Origin of the sequence: Bacteroides sp. 3_2_5, assembly GCF_000159855.2 — a bacterium.
GTDB lineage: Bacteria > Bacteroidota > Bacteroidia > Bacteroidales > Bacteroidaceae > Bacteroides > Bacteroides fragilis.
On record NZ_JH636044.1, the window covers coordinates 2,970,250 to 2,988,388 of the forward strand.

General features: G+C 50.1%; 15 protein-coding genes and 3 pseudogenes. 4 read left to right on the top strand and 14 right to left on the bottom strand.

Annotated elements, in window-relative coordinates; genetic code table 11:
• Positions 1-5: 5 nt before the first annotated feature.
• The 11 genes and pseudogenes from BSHG_RS23565 to BSHG_RS23570 form a co-directional block, all read right to left on the bottom strand.
• Complete coding sequence (locus BSHG_RS23565) at positions 6-155, bottom strand: hypothetical protein (protein ID WP_230582656.1); 150 nt, start codon at positions 153-155, stop codon at positions 6-8.
• On the bottom strand, positions 155-1,006 hold the full coding sequence (locus tag BSHG_RS06025; RefSeq protein WP_008660402.1) for a fimbrillin family protein: 852 nt from the start codon (positions 1,004-1,006) through the stop codon (positions 155-157). Before BSHG_RS06025 ends, BSHG_RS23565 begins: the two co-directional genes overlap by 1 nt.
• Positions 1,003-1,941, bottom strand: a complete 939-nt coding sequence (locus BSHG_RS06020) for a fimbrillin family protein (RefSeq protein WP_008660404.1) — start codon at positions 1,939-1,941, stop codon at positions 1,003-1,005. The genes BSHG_RS06025 and BSHG_RS06020 overlap by 4 nt, the downstream gene beginning before the upstream one ends.
• Before the next feature lie 63 nt (positions 1,942-2,004).
• Positions 2,005-3,147 (bottom strand): fimbrillin family protein, encoded by a 1,143-nt coding sequence (locus tag BSHG_RS06015; RefSeq protein ID WP_008660405.1) that lies wholly within the window; start codon positions 3,145-3,147, stop codon positions 2,005-2,007.
• A 27-nt stretch (positions 3,148-3,174) separates the two neighbouring features.
• Positions 3,175-4,347: a fimbrillin family protein gene (locus tag BSHG_RS06010; protein WP_008660407.1), complete on the bottom strand. Its 1,173-nt coding sequence runs from the start codon at positions 4,345-4,347 to the stop codon at positions 3,175-3,177.
• Positions 4,348-4,378: 31 nt separating this feature from the next.
• Positions 4,379-5,365, bottom strand: coding sequence for a fimbrillin family protein (locus BSHG_RS06005; RefSeq protein WP_008660409.1), 987 nt, complete (start codon positions 5,363-5,365; stop codon positions 4,379-4,381).
• 15 nt (positions 5,366-5,380) lie between these two features.
• Positions 5,381-6,400, bottom strand: a complete 1,020-nt coding sequence (locus tag BSHG_RS06000; protein WP_008660411.1) for a fimbrillin family protein — start codon at positions 6,398-6,400, stop codon at positions 5,381-5,383.
• Between the two features lie 34 nt (positions 6,401-6,434).
• Positions 6,435-7,382, bottom strand: a complete 948-nt coding sequence (locus BSHG_RS05995) for a fimbrillin family protein (RefSeq protein WP_005793536.1) — start codon at positions 7,380-7,382, stop codon at positions 6,435-6,437.
• Positions 7,383-7,397: 15 nt separating this feature from the next.
• Positions 7,398-8,555 (bottom strand): DUF3575 domain-containing protein, encoded by a 1,158-nt coding sequence (locus BSHG_RS05990; protein ID WP_008660413.1) that lies wholly within the window; start codon positions 8,553-8,555, stop codon positions 7,398-7,400.
• 23 nt (positions 8,556-8,578) lie between these two features.
• Positions 8,579-8,971, bottom strand: coding sequence for a hypothetical protein (locus tag BSHG_RS05985; protein WP_005793534.1), 393 nt, complete (start codon positions 8,969-8,971; stop codon positions 8,579-8,581).
• A 386-nt stretch (positions 8,972-9,357) separates the two neighbouring features.
• Positions 9,358-9,543, bottom strand: a pseudogene (locus tag BSHG_RS23570) (recombinase); the annotation flags it as partial.
• Between the two features lie 284 nt (positions 9,544-9,827).
• Here BSHG_RS23570 and BSHG_RS05980 point away from each other — a divergent pair.
• Entirely contained in the window at positions 9,828-11,057 is a 1,230-nt protein-coding gene (locus BSHG_RS05980; protein ID WP_004311259.1) for a site-specific integrase, read from the top strand.
• A gap of 19 nt (positions 11,058-11,076) precedes the next feature.
• Positions 11,077-12,288 (top strand): site-specific integrase, encoded by a 1,212-nt coding sequence (locus tag BSHG_RS05975; RefSeq protein ID WP_004311260.1) that lies wholly within the window; start codon positions 11,077-11,079, stop codon positions 12,286-12,288.
• 64 nt (positions 12,289-12,352) lie between these two features.
• Here the strand turns inward: BSHG_RS05975 and BSHG_RS22285 are convergent, their stop codons facing one another.
• Both BSHG_RS22285 and BSHG_RS22290 read right to left on the bottom strand, forming a co-directional pair.
• Positions 12,353-12,646, bottom strand: a complete 294-nt coding sequence (locus BSHG_RS22285) for a helix-turn-helix domain-containing protein (protein WP_004311261.1) — start codon at positions 12,644-12,646, stop codon at positions 12,353-12,355.
• Between the two features lie 12 nt (positions 12,647-12,658).
• On the bottom strand, positions 12,659-12,862 hold the full coding sequence (locus BSHG_RS22290; RefSeq protein WP_032849094.1) for a helix-turn-helix domain-containing protein: 204 nt from the start codon (positions 12,860-12,862) through the stop codon (positions 12,659-12,661).
• Positions 12,863-13,523: 661 nt separating this feature from the next.
• Here BSHG_RS22290 and BSHG_RS05965 point away from each other — a divergent pair.
• Positions 13,524-17,072 carry an Eco57I restriction-modification methylase domain-containing protein gene (locus tag BSHG_RS05965; RefSeq protein ID WP_004327088.1) on the top strand — a complete coding sequence of 1,183 codons (3,549 nt, stop codon included), beginning with the start codon at positions 13,524-13,526 and terminating at the stop codon, positions 17,070-17,072.
• Here BSHG_RS05965 and BSHG_RS22305 read toward each other — a convergent pair.
• Positions 17,044-17,730, bottom strand: a pseudogene (locus BSHG_RS22305) (transposase); the annotation flags it as partial. The gene BSHG_RS05965 and the pseudogene BSHG_RS22305 sit on opposite strands and share 29 nt — an antisense overlap.
• Positions 17,731-17,962: 232 nt before the next feature.
• On the opposite strand from BSHG_RS22305, the pseudogene BSHG_RS05960 reads away from it, so the two are divergent.
• Positions 17,963-18,136 (top strand): annotated as a pseudogene (locus BSHG_RS05960) (transposase); the annotation flags it as partial.
• Between the last annotated feature and the right edge of the window lie 3 nt (positions 18,137-18,139).

The window sequence follows — 18,139 nt, forward strand, 5'->3', positions numbered from 1 at the left end:
CGCCTTCATCGGCGGCGAATCCGTCGTCCGAGGCGCATGAAGCCGTCAGGCATATCCCCGCTCCGAGGGCAAGCGCCATGTAGAGGCGATTCGCCGGCTTCTTCATTCGATTGTATTTTTGTAGGTTCATATCCGTTTTCGTATCTGTTTTTCATTAAGTGGCGTTTCCCACGTCTGTCTCCGTTGTCTCTACGAATCGTTCTACGGTGATACCGTTCAGGATCAATTCATTGGTGGACGTAAAGTTATACTGGTAGTTGTATCCGGCCTTCAAGGTATGGGCCGCCTTATCGGTGTACTTCTTCTCCGTTTCGCCGCTGTCGCCGGCCTTCACCTTGATCACAAACGTTCGGGAACCGGGCTTGACGATGGCCACATACGTATGCTGCAGAGCGGAAGTTCCCGCTGCCGAGGCGCCATAGGCGTTGATCGTCTCCGATGTAGAGACATCGGTGGCAATCCCCGTACCCTCCAGGCTTGCCGTGCCGGGAAGTTTCTTGTCACTATCATTATTTCCATACTTCACCACCAAGGTCACCTTCGCCGCTTCCGGAGCGAACGAGAACGTAGCCTTATTGCCATCGAGTACTCCTTTAGCCGTCAGCCGGTTGCTTTGCCAGAAATTGATGGCTGTGTGCTGATCGGCTAGAATCCGGGTGAACGCCGTAGGATACGAAGCCGTAAACGTTTCACTACCGGTGGTGGTAAGCGCTGTTTGTCCGCTTGCGGGTTGCCAGGTGCCGGTTGTGCCGGTGACCACCCGTTGGTAGTTGGCAGATTTCGTGCCATCCGTAATCCGGATGACATCACCCGCTACAAATTCTCTTTTATCATAATCATCGGCATGCGCATCCGTCGCACGGGTAGCGGGATTCCCCACCTCCGCCGATACTTCCAACGGACGGGGCAAAGCATCCTCTTGCGAGCAGGCGGCCAGCAGAACCGGGAAGAACAGGCAGAGAGCCGCCCCGGATACCGATAGGATTCTATTCTTTTTCTTTTTCATGGGGTTACATCAACTAAGGTTCCTGTTTGCGATTCCCCGCTTTGCCACTCTTTGATCTCCTGACCGGTGGGAACCAGCACATTATTTTTCAGGGTGAGCGTATAGGTGTAGTGGCTGTTCGCCGCCCTTGCGCAAGTGAGGGTGATGTCATAGACCACTCCGTTAGCATCCGTCACCGATACCTGTATCGACTGTTGGGAAGTAAGCGGGGCGATAATGCCATGCCAGGTATATTTCGCATCGCCTGTACCGCCGGGGTGATACAGGTAGACGGTTTCATCCTTGCTTGCTCCTCCGGAGTAAAGCCCCTTCCCGGTTACGGTCATACTCGTAAAATCCTTGGACAGTGTATGCTTTCCCGAAAATTTCAGGGTCAGCTTCACGCCTTTGTGCACAAAGGCGCTCTCGCCTGTAAAGGAGAGGGTTCCGTCACGGCCGATCGCCACCTTCTCAGGAGTCTCCAGCAGATTGCTCAGGCGGTAGTCCTCACCTCCCGCCTTTCGCTGGTCGGCACGGATACCCGAGTATTCGATAGGGTAACTCGCCTGGTAGGTGGCTCCGGACTCAACGAGCAGCTCCGTACCCGTACCCGTCACCGAAGGTTTCCACTCGCCCGTACTGTTGCCGGAAGAAGCGGAGTTCAATGTATAGTCCACCGGAGTGGATGACGAACCGTTCCGCGAGCGGATGATACGGATTTTGTCACCTGCGGCAAAGGTGCTGCGGTCGTAACCGTTGTCGGCTGCCACGGCACGGGTCCCGGCTGCCACGGCCGCCCGGGTCTCAGACTCCCGGCCTTCACCGGAAGCGCAGATCGCGGCGGACACCGTAAGCGGAGTCCCTTCGGGCAACGAAGGGGTCAGCGCATTGTCCGAACAGCCTGCGGTAAGCAGCAGGCAGCCTAAAACCGTTTGGTATAATCTATCTGTTTTCATACTGAATCATTCATTCTGAATCATTTGTCATTCTGAACCATTTATTGTTCTGAACCATTTGTTTCATTGCCAGCCGGGATCTACGTCACTGCTCCCCCCGGAAACTTCCGTCCACCCTTTTATATCGACAGGTTGCAGGCTGATTCCCCGTTCGCCGAGCGTCAAGGTATAGACGTAGCGGTATCCTTTCTGCCATGCCGGGTTGAAGGCATTGGTCGAGAGGGTAAGATCCCGTTCGGTAACGTCCGAGCTTTGTTCACCCAGTGTCAGCGTCAACGTCACCTGCGTGCCCGAAGCTGCCTCAGCCTTCGGAGCCACCAACCCGTAGGCCACTGTAACGGGGCCCGAGGTGCCGACCTGTTGCGGACGGGCCGATGGGGTAAAAGAGATTTCACCCACCGCGTCCAGTCCGGACAAAGCGCCATCCGTCAGGGACATCGTGCCGGCCGATCCGGATCCGGAAGCAGTCGTACAGTAGAAAGGAGTAGCGCCGCCCGCTGCCGTAAGCTTAATCTTCTTTACATAATCGTATGTCGGATCCGGGGTGCGGTCGTTCGCGTTCTGAATGCGGAACACGACTTGCGACAAGGCGTGTTGCAGATAGAGGGTCGGCGAAGCAGACAGGCTGTTGGCGGTAACCGCCGTAGCCGAACCTACGGTAGCGCTGCCGGAACCGTAAAGATAATCGGTGGTAGAGCAGTCGTAGGTATTTCCTCCGTCGAAGGTTTGCCCGGCAGGCACGCTGACGGGGAGAGCAGGCAAGACAGTACTGCTGCTGCCACCGCTACCGCTGCCACTGCCGCTACCACTGTTGCCTCCGCTACCACTGCCGCCATCGCTCTTCAAGGCTGTCGCAGCGGGTGCCCAGGCATAGACCGTTGCTTTTGCAAGGCTGACGTAGGTAGAAGGAGTGCTCGTCCAATTGGTACCGGAAGCCGCTTTCGTGAAGGTCGCTCCCCCGGCGTTGCTGCCCGGATAGAGACTGCCGTCCGCAGCGGCGAGGTAGATGCCAATGGTGCTGATCCGGTCTGCACCCGTACCAACATCGTTGATCATGCTACGGGTGGAGGCGAGCGTGGCACCGGCATGAACACCGGGCTGCAAGAGGACGGCATCGCCGTCGGTGAGAACGGAGTTCTCACCGGAACAGGCTATGCAAAACAGGGATGCGGTCCCAAGGAGCAAAAGAATGAATACGTTCTTCATCTATTATCTTGTTGAGTTTTTCTTCTATCACTTTATATCCAGATCTGTGCTTGAAGCAACCGTTGTCCATTCCGTCACGGTCACACTCGAAATGACGAGTTCGGAGCCACTGAGCTTGACGGTGTACAGGTAATTCTTTCCGGCCTCCCATGCACTGTTGCTACTAGGCAGGGCGACTTTATAATCCTGGTTGTCAATCGTCAGCGTAGCTTCCACGGTCGACTTATCGACCGTGCTTTCAGGCAGGACGAGGATACTGGCTTTCTTGGCGTTATTTTTGGCGGTGGTTGCAGCAGAAGCATCGCTACTCTCTGCTTTGGGCAACGTATAGTTTGCTATATCACGTGTATAGGTCACTGCCGCCGGACTCTGACCCACAGTGATCGTACCATCCTTAATTTTCATGGTAGGGCTACCTCCATTATTTAATATAGTTGTACCTCCACTTTTATTGGCTAATACCAGTCTGGTGAATGCACCGGTATTTTTATAGGTATGATCCGCATATACCCGGAAGCTGACCATCGCAAGGGCGTGCTTCATGGCGAGCGTCACCTTTCCGGTTTTATTCGTATCACCGTTTTTATAGCTGGCTTTCACCGCAGTACTCTGATCGGCATACATATAGTCCACCTCTCCGGAGGCTGCGAGGATCTTAGCGCTACCGGAGGAGTTACTCTCCGAATTGTCAGTGGATTGAAAGTCGATCGTGGCGTTAGCCTCTCCGCCCTTCCCCGGAAATACAGAGATATTGATCGTGGAATTATCAGTGTATTCGCCACTCGAATCAGTAGCCTTCAGCGCAGTACCGCTACTCTTAAATTCACCATTACTATCCAGTTGATACGCCGGATAATGCGCATAGATCGTAGCCTCTTCCGCCGAAAGATAGATTTTATCGGTCGCACTGCTATTGCCCCATGCCGAAGAGCTGTAAGTGTACAACCCATAGTTATTCGTTGTCTTATTCGTCGTTGTGCTGTTGGCATACACCGCGATGCTTCCTAATGCATTCCCTACAGCCGATGCATCCGAGCCGGCATCTATCGCGCCGCGTGTCAACACCACCTGTGGCGACACCTGCAATTCCGCCACCCCGGTATCCTGTCCTTCGGGCAAGATGCTTTCACTGCATCCGACAGCCAACAGCAATGCCGGAAGGGCCATAAGCCAATGATATTTCGTTTGGTTAATCATCATGTTCGTTTTATCTTTTTTTAAATTCATGTATCTAATCCGCATCCAGAGTGCCGTCAACAGTCACCGGAGCCCACGCCTGCACCGTTACCGAAGTGATTCCCAGTTCATGGTCGCCGATGTTCAGCGTCACTACGTGTGACATGCCCGCCTGCAACGGATTTTTCCCGCTTGCGTTGGAATCACCGAACGTAAGCGACACATTATCGAATGTACCTATTGATGTTTCTACTTTCAGCGTATACGTGCTGCCGCCCTCGAGCGGCGGAACCTGTATCTTTCCCACTTCCACAGGAGTGGTGCCGATCACTTTTTTCCCTCCGTCACTACTGACGTCCAGAGTCAACCCGACAGGATGCTCCGTAGTAGCAGTGAACGCGGGGATACCGGTAGACAGAGGTAGAGAGACACAAGGTTTCGCCTCGTTCACCTTGATTTTAGTGATCTGCACCTCTACTCCGTCAGCGATAGCCTTGCAGGCTTTGAAGCTGAGCTGGGTGAGCAGATGACTGAACTGCAACGGACGGTCCGGTTTCCATCGGTTCCCGGCAAAGCGCTCGCCTTCCCACTTGTTTCCCCGAAGTTCGGGGGCATAGAGCAAGTCGGTTTGGCCTGTAAGTACAAAAGAGGCCACACCGCCTGACGGAACGGCAGTCGGAGAGAAAGCGGTCAGGTAGAGCCAGTCGCCCGAGGAGGGATATACCGGTACGTCACTCCCCCCTGCCGTTTTCCATTCCATCTTACCATCCGTCTTGACGGCAGCATTCCATGTACCCTCGCACGCCTCCGACAGAGAAGCATAGTCACCCTTAGCCGTGGAAAGCGCCACGGTAGCTTCGAACTCCTGTTCGGGCAGATTACCGGCATCAGATGCCCTCGACAGCACTCCGTCACGGGCGCAAAGCTGTACCTGTACCCTTTCCTCGGACAAGGAAGAGTAGCCGGCATCCGCACAGCCGGCAACCCATACGCTCAGCAGAACGAAAAGGCTTGGCACTATAGAAGAGTGTTTCGTTGACATGACCCGCAAGAATGATTATTCTAAATCTGCGCTACCCGCAGCACCCGATTTCCATGGAGTTACAGTCGCTGTAGCTGACACAACGGTTGCTCCCGAAGCCTTCTTCGGCTCTTTCACCGTCAATGTGATCAGATGGGCTTTACCCGTCTCCGTAGTCAGATCCTTGCCTGAATCATTCGCATCCTTAACGGGCACATTGTGGAAAGGAATATCGGTTCCACCTACAGTGATAATCGCACAAACCGTAAGTTTGGATGCGGGACGGATCATGACCGGTACGCCTACTTTCACACTCTCTTTCCCCAATGTGTTGTTGGAGATACCCGGAACCGGAAGAGTTCCGCTATTTACATTATCCCAAACCACGTCACCACTCTTCGCGTCTACACTGACAGGGCGATAGGCTTCCTGCACTTCAATGCTTTTCAGGCTGACAGTTTTATCGGTCCATTCACCCTCCGAATCCGCCGGTTGCAGTTTCATGGCAAAATTCAGCTGGGTGGTCAGGTGACCGAAAGTGAGAGCAGCGGTTTGTACACTGTTACTATTGCCTGCTTCCGCTTCCGGAGCGTACATCACGTCCTGCTGTCCATCGGTCTGCAGAAGTGTGACCACAGTTCCATTAACCTCACCGGCAGGAGATACGGCAACCAGGAAGGAGTTCTTTGTTTTGTCCGCAACGTCATAATAAAGCGTGGGATTCAATCCCAATTTAACGGCACTGCTCCCTACCGTGAAGGTAGCGTTCGAGACCGTAGCACGGGTGGTCAAGGTGTTATCTGAAGCGTCAAGTACGTTTTTTGCGACAGCGGTAAACCCCGTCCAATCACTCGCCGTTCCGTCATGCATCAGCACCGTAGCCGTCACGGAACTACCCTCGGCCACCGCCGCGCGGGTCTTCACCATGCCCTGCACGCTTTGCGACACTTGGATAGGAGTCGCGTTCACCGGATTCTCGGGCAAAAGGTCACTGTCATTGCTTGAGCAGCTTGCCAGCAAAAGGGCCATAGCCGCCACACTTAGTTTCGTTTTCATTGTTTTCTAAAAGTTTTATAGTTAATAAATATGTTTATTGTTCTGTTTCGGCAGACCGATTGTCCACCAGTTCCCCACTGCCGGAGTCACCCTCCTGCCACCGTCCGACCGTAGCGACAGCTACAATCTCCACCGGATCGGGAATGACGGGATCGGGAAGTTCCACCCGGACGGTATAAGCCGTTCCGCCTTCCCCCTCCCCGCCTTCGAACCGTACGGGAAGGGCACGGTATTCGCGGTCGTGTGTCCGGTCATCGTCTACCGAAAGTACCAGGTCGATGGTCAGCGTAGCGGAAGGCTGTACCAGCACATAGCCCGGCAGCGTCAGCTTGTTGCCGTCAAACGGAAGGCCCTCCGCCTCTTCGCCCGCTTCATAAACGGGCACGCTCACCGTGCGCTCACCCGGCAAGAGCGACTCTTCGGCCAGGGAGAGGGTCACCTCGTCCGTCAGTCCGTTCAGATGGAGCGACCGCACGCGGAGCGCCCCGGTATCTTCGGCCTCTACCGTGAGTGTAAAGATCAGTTGCGTCAGCAAGTGCCGATACAGGAGCGATTGGCTGTCGGACTCCCCGAAAGGAGCGGAAAGCGATCCGTTCTGTTCGCCCGTCAGCATCAGGTCTTCTTCTCCCGTCAGGCGGTAAGTCAGCCGCCCGTCAGCCGTCAGCGGTGCCGGAGGATAGTATCCCCGCAGATAGAGCGCCGAGCCGTCCGACGGATAGTAGCGTTCGGGCATCAGGCGGATCTCGTTGTCCGTGGCAATGCCGTCCCAGCTCCCGTCGTACTGTCCAGTACGTACACCGTAAGCGACACACACCGGGGTATCGCCGAAAACGTCCACCGTCGCACGGGTACGGATACCCGTAAAGAGACGGATGGGAACCGGCTCCGGTTCCGGACGCGGTTCGAGCGAGCGCTCCGTACACGAGAAGAGAAGCTGGGAAAGAAAGGCAGCTTTCAGTATGTATTTCAGTTTGAGTATCATATTCCCATTGTATTTCTAAAACCTATATCCCAGCCCCAGGTTGATCCCCGTCAGACCCCAACGGACGAAGGAGGCCGGATGGTGATAGTATGCATGGGGAGGTTCGTTATCATAAGCCTTGGCGGACGAATGGAGGTATCCCCCGCGCACTCCCGCCTCGATGCCCCAATGACGGGACAGGGGGACATACACGCCTGCGGAGAGTCCCGCATGCCGGTAACGTCCGGTGCGGCTTCTGCCTGTGGCGTCCGTATCGCCTGCGGGCGAGGGACGGTAATCGAAATCGCCCGACTGACCGTAGACACCCAGATAGAACCAACGGTAACGCCCGTCACCTTTCAGCCACAAACGGGGCTCGAGGCTGTAGCCGGAGACGCCCCAGAAACGGTGATCGCGCCCGCCTTTCCAGTCTGAATACGCCGCAGAGGCCATCACAGACCAACGGCGGGCAAAGTGAAGCTCCAGCGCCAGGTTGGGCCTGAAAGCTCCCAGGCGGCCTTCCGCCGTCAGCCCCGACCAGTCGGCAAGGTTCGTCTTCAGGGAGAAGAGCATCCGACGCGGGTTTTCTGCTCCCGACCCCGCAACCGTACCGGGATGACCGGCCGGACCGACCGGTACAAAAAGAATGGGGGGCGGGCACGGGCGGTTGTCCGGAGCAGATGGGACCGCAGGAGGCAAAAGCGGATATCGGGAGGCATACATGCCATAGTTGCGGCGGGCGGCGGATAAAATATCCGCACCCGCAGGCTCGCGCAGGCAGACAATCACCACGTCGCGCTCTTCGCCGGGATAGCAAACGGCATGGTTGTGAGTCACGAAATACTCCTCTTTCATGCCCTTGCGGGTGATCAGTTCGGACTTCACACGGCTGCTACGCACATAGGCCAGCCAAAGATTGTCGTGTACGCTCCCGCCCGAAGTGCAATGACCGTCTACATAGATACGCATCTTCCCGTCGGCGATAGGGCCACGGAAAGAAGAGACGGCGGCAAACAGGCGTTTCAGCTCGTGATTGTTGCCTTGATAGTCGGCATACAGAACGTCACGCCCCTGTACAAAACGGAACGTGTGCAACGAATCGCAGTCCGAAACCGCACGTGTGCCGACACCCCGACCGCAGACCGGTGCGGAGAGCAAAAGGATATATCCGAGCAGCAGTAAAATTCTGTTCATGGCGGCAATCTCTAAAAAACGGTTTACAAACAAAGTTCTGTCAAATGGATTTCACTGAATATGCTGCGCATCATCTGGTTGACAACCCCCATACGGGAGGCCACCGACCCATAACGGCCATAGACACGCTGCTCGTCTACATCCGGAGAAACCGGACACACCCCCTCGTGCAGGATCAGCAACAAGGACAGCAGGTCGATGGAGCCCAAAGGCTTGCACAGTTCATAAGAAACGGGACTATCGGGAGATTCCGGGCATATACAGCGAATCAGCCCTCCACGCTCCAACAGGGGAAGGAGGACAGAAACATTCCGGAAAGCGCAATCGGAAGAATCAGGAGGACAAGATATGCCGGCATCACGGTAATAGATGTAACGAAGCACCCTGATAGCCTCCTGGGTTAAAATTGTAAGCATAACTTTTTGTTTTGTTTGTGAAGACCGTTACTTTGTAGGTAACGGCATCGCTTTATTGCTGCAAAATTGGACATTATTTTTCACACAAACAAATAAAAAGGCAAGTTTTTCAATAAAAAGATAATTAATTTTAAAAAAGATGCATGCTTAGCATTAGTTTTCCCTATTTTCTCTTAAAAAAGCAATAAGAAGGGTTGTCCGCGTTGGTGTAATTTAACGTGGATGAACATTTTATTGCCATCATCGGATGCCTTTTATTGTTTAAATCTAATTATTCGGTTTAGAACGCTGTCTGTTTCAGATATTTGTTAAATGCCGTTACCTACAAAGTAACAGACTACCTACACTACTGATTATAAGCGTAATACCTTCAATACATTCTACCTTCAAACCGCACTTAGCACATAGTTGAGTATCTTCCTGTTTGTCCGGTCTACTTCCTTATCACCGAAAGGTTTCAGGTAAGTTTCCGTAACTTTCACCGAAGAGTGTCCCAGCCCACGGCTGATCACTCCCACGGGCGTCTCCTGATGAAAGGCAATCGTGGCCCACGTGTGACGCGCGGTGTAAGTAATATTTAGAAATGCAATAAAAAACAGAATGACGATAATTAAACGTAAAACGTTTATAATTAAGCATTTTGCGAGAATTGCAGAACAGACAGACCTGCAAAAGAAAACAAAATATTGCGACGTTTCAGTTACCAGACTGTTAGCCGCCTGTTTCGGAAACGACGGCAGGTAACCGAATTTTTACCGATAAGAACAAAGCGGATTTGTATTCACTGTTTCTCAATGTTTTGCATGCCAAAGGACGCTTTTCAAAGGAGTATTTTTACAACCTAAAAAAGAGCGTTATGAAAGTGGAAAAATTCAAGGTGCTGCTCTACCTGAAAAAGAGCGAGCCGGACAAGACCGGCAAAGCCCCGATCATGGGACGGATCACCCTCAACCGCACGATGGCGCAGTTCAGCTGCAAGCTCTCCTGCACCCCCGGGCTGTGGAACGCGCGTGAGAGCCGGCTGAACGGCAAGAGCCGGGAAGCGGTGGAGACCAATGAAAAAATAGAAAGACTGCTGCTTGCCGTACACTCGGCCTTCAATTCCCTCATGGAAAGAAAAAGGGATTTCGATGCCGCCGCGGTCAGGGACATGTTCCAGGGCAATGCGGGCATGCAGATGACCCTGCTCAAACTTCTCGACCGGCATAACGGGGAAATGAAGGCCCGTGTCGGTGTGGACCGTGCGCCCACCACACTCTCGACCTACCTCTTCACCTACCGCACGCTTTCCGAATTCATCAAGGCGAAATTCAAGGTTCCGGACCTTGTCTTCGGGCAGCTCAACGAGCAGTTCATCCGCGACTATCAGGATTTCATCCTTCTGGAAAAGGGATATGCCGTGGACACGCTTCGCGGCTACCTGGCCATCTTGAAAAAGATCTGCCGCATCGCCTACAAGGAGGGCCACTCGGAGAAATACCATTTCTGCCACTTCAAGCTGCCCAAGCAGAAGGAGACAACACCGAAAGCACTCAGCCGTGAGAATTTCGAGAAGCTGCGTGATCTGGAGATACCGGAAAAACGCAGGTCACATGTCATCACCCGGGACCTCTTCCTCTTCGCCTGTTACACCGGCACCGCCTATGCCGATGCGGTAAGCATCACCCGGAAGAACCTCTTCCGGGATGACGAGGGCAGCCTCTGGCTGAAATACCAGCGAAAGAAAACCGACTACCTCGGACGTGTCAAGCTGCTTCCGGAAGCCGTCGCGTTGATTGAGAAATACCGGGACGATACCCGCGAGACTCTTTTCCCGCCGCAGGACTACCACACGCTCAGGGCCAATATGAAATCCCTGCGCCTGATGGCAGGGCTGAGCCAGGACCTTGTCTACCACATGGGACGGCATTCTTTCGCCTCGCTGGTCACGCTCGAGGAGGGAGTGCCGATAGAGACCATCTGCAAAATGCTGGGACACTCCAACATAAAGACCACCCAGATATACGCGCGCGTAACCCCGAAGAAGCTGTTCGAGGACATGGACAGGTTCGTCGAGGCAACCCGCGATTTGAAACTTATCCTTTAATCCCTAAACAATCATTATCATGCGCAGTACATTCAAGCTCTTATTCTACATCAACCGTAACAAGGTGAAATCGGACGGCACGACCGCCGTCCTCTGCCGGATCAGCATCGACGGAAAGAAATCGGCAGTCACGACAGGCGTCTATTGCAAACCCGGGGACTGGGACAGCAAGAAGTGTGAAATCAAAACAGCCAGGGAGAACAACCGCCTTGCCGCCTTCCGCAGCCGGTTGGAAGAGGCGTACGGGAACCTGCTGAGGAACCAGGGAGTGGTCACGGCCGAACTGCTCAAGACCACCGTGTCAGGCGCCAATTCCGTACCGGAATACCTCCTGCAGGCCGGAGAGGTGGAACGCGAACGGCTCAGGGTCCGCTCCAAGGAGATCAACTCCACTTCCACCTACCGCCAGTCGAAGACCACCCAGCTCAACCTCAGGCAGTTCATCGAATCCCGCGGGATGAAGGACATCGCCTTTTCGGACATCACCGAGGAGTTCGCCGAATCGTTCAAGGTCTTTCTCAAGAAGGAGCTGGGACACAGGAACGGACACGTGAACCACTGCCTGTGCTGGCTCAACCGGCTCATCTACATCGCCGTGGACCGGGAAATACTAAGAGCCAATCCGATAGAGGACGTGGCATACGAGAGGAAAGAAACACCTAAACTAAGGCATATCAGCCGCAGTGAACTGAAGCGGATGATGGAAACCCCGCTGCCCGACCCGATGATGGAGCTGGCACGCAGGACGTTCATCTTCTCCTCGCTGACCGGTCTGGCCTACGCGGATACGAGGGCTCTCCATCCCCGTCACATCGGAACGACTTCGGAAGGAAGAAGGTATATCCGCATCCGCCGCGCCAAAACGGACGTGGAGGCGTTCATCCCGCTGCATCCCATAGCCGGACAGATACTGGAGCTTTACAACACCACGGATGACGACAGGCCGGTATTCCCGCTGCCGGTCCGCGACGTCCTCTGGTATGAGGTACATGGAATGGGCGTGGCATTAGGCATGAAAGAGAACCTGTCCTACCACATGGCCCGGCATTCGTTCGGGACCCTGACACTGACCGCAGGTATTCCGATAGAGAGCATCGCCAGGATGATGGGCCACACGAACATCGACAGCACGCAGGTCTACGCCCAGGTCACCGACCGGAAGATATCCTCGGACATGAACCGGCTGATGGAAAGAAGAAAGCCCGCGGCCGGCAAGGAAGCCGCAGGCTAAATAAAAACTGCCGCCGGAATCGTAAATGCAATTCCGGCGACAATCCTTAAACTTAAATACGATATTATACCAATGCAGGGTGATAGTTCTCCTCCAGCAGCCTCTCGATGTCCGACTGCCTGTACAGGATCTTCCCGCCAAGCTGGATATAGGGAATCCGTCCTTGGTCCCTGTAATCCTGCAGGCACCTGCGGCTGATCTTCAACATCCCGGAAAGCTCCCTGTCGGTCAGGAACCGTTCCCCGTTGAAGGGAGGACGGTTGTCACGAGCAAGACGTTCCACTTTTTTCTCCATGTCGTCCAGCAGGGCAAAGAACCTGCGGACACGTTCGTTCTCCTTGTCGATAATGCCTTCCATCTCTTCCGCTCTTTAAAGGTTTCCGTTCTTCCTTCTTTCTCTCACCTCCTTCTCCTTGCGTCTGATGCCGACGTAGACCATCAACTTCTCCACATCCCCGGGCTTGTAATAGAACTTGCGCTGGAGGCGGGTGAACGCCAGCCGTCCGGTATCGCGGAGAGTCTGCAGGGTACGCGGCGAGATGTCAAGGCGCAGGCAGACATCCTGGCCGTCCAGTCACTCTCCGGGTTCCTTACAGCGGTTTCTCTCATACAATCTGTCCACACGTGCGGACAGGTTCTCGGCGCGCGCCAGCATCCTCTCAAGGACACCGGCCTCGATGTAGCATATTTCCATATTTTCAACTCGTTTAAATATCAGTGCGAATATAAGGGAAGAAACCATGAGAGGCAAGCACGACCGGCACACTGGCAGGAATAGTCATGGATAGTCGGTTTTTGTCATATGGGAAGGAAAAAGAAAGCCGAAGCAGGTCTGGATCCACTACCCCCTTTGGGTATGTGAAAGGAACGTTGTGGTGAAAGAAAAAACTCCTTTTCACACATGGATGAGGCAATGCCGGAAGTCCGGCAATAAAAAATGTGGCTTCTCTATCCGGGTAAATGCCATGATTACAGACTTCTTCCTGTTCCTATACCATCAGGTCGGTTACCTTCAGGTTAACAACTTATCCAACCTGTGATAGATCCGGATGTGAAAAGATTACTTTGGCTGGCTATTACAATATAATAAGTAGAATCATGTCAAATCTACTGCTGCTATTGTTTGTTGATAATGGCTGGCAGTAGAACAAACTTTCGTTAAACCAATACGTTCATTCTTTATTATCAAGTTTTTAGACTACCTTTGTATTTTATTAACTCATTTACCAAACATTATGGGACTACTCAAACCGAATCAAGTTTTGAACAAAGCATATAGACAGGTTGCGATTGAAACAACAGATTTTGACTTATTCAAAAATGCCCTTCGCACATTGAGAGACAATATTGTGGATGGGCAAAGAGAACACACGCAAAAAGAACATTTACGTAATTTTCTGAGTGAAACGTTCTACAAGCCATACTACATGGCTCCCGAAGAAGATATTGATTTGGCTATCCGATTGGATAAAACTATCAAGTCCAATATAGGGTTATTGATTGAAGTAAAGAGTACCACCAACAAAGGTGAGATGATTTCTAATGACAATCTTAATCGTAAGGCTTTGCAGGAATTATTGCTATACTATCTTAAAGAACGTGTCAATAAGAAGAACAATGATATTAAATATCTCATCGCTACTAATATTCATGAATTCTTTATTTTTGATGCCCATGAGTTTGAACGCAAATTCTATCAGAACAAACAATTACGTCGTGAGTTTCAAGACTTTGTGGATGGACGCAAAACCAGTAACAAAACCGATTTCTTCTATACTGAAATTGCAACAACCTATATTGAGGAGGTGAAAGATAGCCTTGAATACACTTACTTCAACTTACAAGACTATCAACACCTGCTTGATAGAACAGACAGTAGCGCTTCACGCAAACTTATCGAACTTTATAAGATATTCAGCGATACACATCTTTTGAAGCTATCGTTCCAAAATGACAGCAATTCGCTCAACCGTGGATTCTACACTGAGCTGCTACACATTATTGGTATTGAGGAACGCAAAGAGAATAATAAAACCGTGATTGTACGCAAAGCTGTGGAACGGCGTGACGAGGCTTCATTACTAGAGAATACTATTAACCAACTGGATGCAGAAGATTGTTTGCGTCACATAAATGGTCGTTTGTATGGGAATGATTATGAGGAACGGTTATTCAATGTTGCAATGGAATTGTGTATTACTTGGATGAATCGTATCCTTTTCTTGAAACTGTTGGAGGCTCAGATGTTGAAATACCACAATGGAGATGCAATCTATAAATTTCTTTCAATAACTAAGATTCATGACTATGATGATCTCAACACACTCTTTTTCCAAGTGCTTGCACGTGACATGGGCAGCCGCACACACTCCATTATGCGTGATTTTGCTTACGTTCCCTATCTTAACAGTTCTCTTTTCGAGGTGACAGATTTGGAAAGTAAAACAATTAAGATAAACAGCCTTTCACAACGTACGGTACTTCCTGTCTTGGCGAGTAGCGTATTACGAAATAAAAAACGCAATCTACAAGTCAACGCATTACCCACCCTGCAATATTTGTTTGCTTTTCTCGACGCTTATAACTTTGCGAGCGAAGGCAGTGAAGAAGTGCAAGAAGAGGCTAAAACACTCATCAATGCTTCTGTTTTAGGGCTTATATTCGAGAAAATAAATGGTCACAAGGATGGTTCAGTATTCACTCCAGGCTTTATCACTATGTTCATGTGCCGTGAAGCAATCACCAAGACCGTGTTGCAAAAGTTTAATGGTTATTATGGCTGGAATTGTACCACCCGTATAGAACTATACAACCATATTGACAATATAGTCGAAGCTAATGAACTAATTAACAGTTTGCGACTGTGTGATCCAGCTGTTGGTTCGGGTCACTTTCTTGTGTCTGCTCTCAATGAACTGATACTCTTGAAATACGAATTAGGTATTTTGGTAGATGCTACCGGTAAGCGTATCCGCAAAGCGGACTATCAACTTGCCATTGAAAATGACGAGCTGATTGTTACCGATACCGAAGGTAATTTATTTGCTTACAACCCACTCAATGCGGAAAGTCGCCGCATGCAGGAAACTCTTTTCAAGGAGAAGCGTCAAATCATTGAGAACTGTTTATTTGGCGTTGATATTAACCCCAACTCTGTGAAGATTTGCCGCCTACGACTGTGGATTGAATTGTTGAAGAATGCTTACTATACGGCTGAAAGTAATTACACTTATTTAGAAACCTTACCAAATATCGACATTAACATCAAATGTGGAAATTCTTTGCTTCACCGATTCGCTTTGACAGACAGTATTCAGACCGTACTGCGAGAGTCTAGTATCAGCATCAGCCAATATAAGGAGGCTGTAGCTAAATATAAAAATGCCCAAAGTAAAAGCGAAAAGCAGGATTTGGAAACGTTTATAACAGAAATCAAGTCGAAACTGAAAACAGAGATCAACCGCCGGGATGCACGATTGGTTAGATTGAACAAACGCCGCTCTGAGTTGGCAAACTTACAAGCGCCTCAACTGTTTGAACCGACAAAAAAGGAAAAGAAAGCGTCGGACAAGCGCATTGCCGATTTAAAGAAAGAAATTGCGACTTTAGAAAATATATTTGAGGAAATACGCTCCAACAAAATTTATCTTGGTGCATTCGAATGGCGTATAGAGTTTCCAGAAGTACTTGATGCCGAAGGCAACTTCTTGGGATTTGACTGTATCATTGGCAATCCACCTTACATTCAGTTACAATCTATGGGTAAGAGTGCCGATGTATTAGAATGCATGGGTTACATAACTTATGCACGCACTGGTGATATTTACTGCCTCTTCTATGAGTTGGGTATGAACCTGCTTACTCCCAATGGTTTTCTTTGCTATATCACGTCTAATAAATGGATGCGTGCAGGGTATGGTGAAGCCTTGCGAGGTTATTTCGCAAGCAAGACCAATCCTATTATGTTGGTAGATTTTGCAGGTATAAAAATATTCGATGCAATAACGGTAGAAGCAAATATTCTTTTATCTCAAAAAGCAGCAAATATTTTTAACACACAAGCTTGTTTGGTACAAGATTCGAATGGCTTGAATAATTTGAGCGATTTCGTGCAGCAACAAGGCGTGAAGTGTAACTTTGCAGATTCTATCCCATGGATGATATTGTCTCCCATTGAACAGAGCATCAAGCAGAAGATTGAGTCTGTGGGAATACCCTTGAAGGATTGGAACATCCAAATCAACTATGGGATAAAAACTGGTTTCAATGATGCTTTTATCATTTCTACCGAAAAGCGTGATGAGATACTAGCGAATTGTCAAACAGAAGATGAACGTGTTCGGACGGCTGAACTTATACGACCGATTCTTCGTGGCAGGGATATCAAGAGATATGAATATGAATGGGCGGACTTGTGGATTATAGCCACATTTCCTTCGCGGCATTATGATATAGAAAGTTATCCTGCGGTGAAAAATTATCTTCTGTCAATTGGCATAGAGCGTTTAGAACAAACAGGAGAAACTCATATTGTTAATGGCAAAAAAATAAAAGCCCGAAAGAAAACTAGTAACGAGTGGTTTGAAACACAAGATAGCATCAGTTATTGGGAGGATTTTTCTAAGCCAAAAATTGTATGGAAAATAATCGGAAACCAAATGGCTTTTGCATATGATGCCAACAATTATGTAATGAACAATGCCTGTTATATTATGACAGGCGATCATTTGGATTATCTGTTGGCAGTATTGAATTTTCCAATAACTGAAGTAACCTTCGTGTAATCATACGAGTCTGTGATTTCCTGCGTTTACGCAGTTTGCTATAAGCAAGATAGGCACGGCGTACATCAAGATACTTGTTACGGGGACGTTGTATGTGCAAGGTCTGGCAATGTTTGCACAGATGACGATGAAGCCATACAATACCTTCCCATAAGAGTTTGGTATCAGTAGGAAAACGCAGATGACTTTCATAACAGGTGGCATCGGTCATACAGACATGAAGGTTCTCAAGATAAGGTTTCCAATGCTCGGCAAGAATGAGCTGGAGGGGCTCAACGTCAAGGCGATGCGCTAGTTCCTGACGAATTGCACTAACGATTTTAGGATTGGTTAGTGGATGAAGCGGATCAATCTGAACACCACAAAACAACTGGTAATGAATATTACCGTTTAAATGCTCAATCAGTTGTGCATCGGAAAAGTTGGTATAGGACTTCAAGACCATCAAGGCTATTTTACCTTCGGGAGAAAAATAACTTTTACGACCCAAAGCAGAGGACTTCAAATGCATTTGTCGGGTCAGTTCCGAGAAAGGAAACAGAGCATGGAGGCGACCTAATTCACTCGTTGCAAAACTTTGACGATATTTTTTTAGCATATCGAACTCGGTAAAACCTAAACGAGGTTCGATTTCTGAGATTTTTTGTATCTTTACCATGTGTTTTTATTTTAGATTACCCCCGTTTTGGCCGTCAAACCGTTTTTTGGGGGGAATGCTTAAAGATACAAAAAAGGCAACTAACTCGCAATGAATTAGTTGCCTTAAATTTTATTATTTTAGGAATATCCCTGTTTTAATGATTGGTGTCTGGAACTGGTTGAGGAGTTATACTATAGACATTTACTGAATGTCCCTGTATAGTGTCGATAATATTAAAGAAAAACTTGTTATCTCCCTATATGCCAAAGGAATGAGCGTGTCAGACATAGAAGAGGAGATGCGTGAAATCTATGAGATAGAACTGTCCACATCAGCTATTTCCATCATCACGAACAAAGTCAACCAGGCTGCTCAGGAATGGCAGAACCGCCCTTTGGATCCGGTCTATCTCATCGTTTGGATGATT

What these genes read in the sequence shown, in the direction of transcription:
- BSHG_RS05990 (WP_008660413.1), bottom strand. Translation starts at nt 8,555, where the DNA reads ATGAACAGAATTTTACTGCTGCTCGGATATATCCTTTTGCTCTCCGCA.
- BSHG_RS05985 (WP_005793534.1), bottom strand. Translation starts at nt 8,971, where the DNA reads ATGCTTACAATTTTAACCCAGGAGGCTATCAGGGTGCTTCGTTACATC.
- BSHG_RS05975 (WP_004311260.1), top strand. Translation starts at nt 11,077, where the DNA reads ATGCGCAGTACATTCAAGCTCTTATTCTACATCAACCGTAACAAGGTG.
- BSHG_RS06020 (WP_008660404.1), bottom strand. Translation starts at nt 1,941, where the DNA reads ATGAAAACAGATAGATTATACCAAACGGTTTTAGGCTGCCTGCTGCTT.
- BSHG_RS06005 (WP_008660409.1), bottom strand. Translation starts at nt 5,365, where the DNA reads ATGTCAACGAAACACTCTTCTATAGTGCCAAGCCTTTTCGTTCTGCTG.
- BSHG_RS22285 (WP_004311261.1), bottom strand. Translation starts at nt 12,646, where the DNA reads ATGGAAGGCATTATCGACAAGGAGAACGAACGTGTCCGCAGGTTCTTT.
- BSHG_RS05995 (WP_005793536.1), bottom strand. Translation starts at nt 7,382, where the DNA reads ATGATACTCAAACTGAAATACATACTGAAAGCTGCCTTTCTTTCCCAG.
- BSHG_RS06000 (WP_008660411.1), bottom strand. Translation starts at nt 6,400, where the DNA reads ATGAAAACGAAACTAAGTGTGGCGGCTATGGCCCTTTTGCTGGCAAGC.
- BSHG_RS06015 (WP_008660405.1), bottom strand. Translation starts at nt 3,147, where the DNA reads ATGAAGAACGTATTCATTCTTTTGCTCCTTGGGACCGCATCCCTGTTT.
- BSHG_RS23565 (WP_230582656.1), bottom strand. Translation starts at nt 155, where the DNA reads ATGAAAAACAGATACGAAAACGGATATGAACCTACAAAAATACAATCG.
- BSHG_RS05965 (WP_004327088.1), top strand. Translation starts at nt 13,524, where the DNA reads ATGGGACTACTCAAACCGAATCAAGTTTTGAACAAAGCATATAGACAG.
- BSHG_RS05980 (WP_004311259.1), top strand. Translation starts at nt 9,828, where the DNA reads ATGAAAGTGGAAAAATTCAAGGTGCTGCTCTACCTGAAAAAGAGCGAG.
- BSHG_RS06025 (WP_008660402.1), bottom strand. Translation starts at nt 1,006, where the DNA reads ATGAAAAAGAAAAAGAATAGAATCCTATCGGTATCCGGGGCGGCTCTC.
- BSHG_RS06010 (WP_008660407.1), bottom strand. Translation starts at nt 4,347, where the DNA reads ATGATGATTAACCAAACGAAATATCATTGGCTTATGGCCCTTCCGGCA.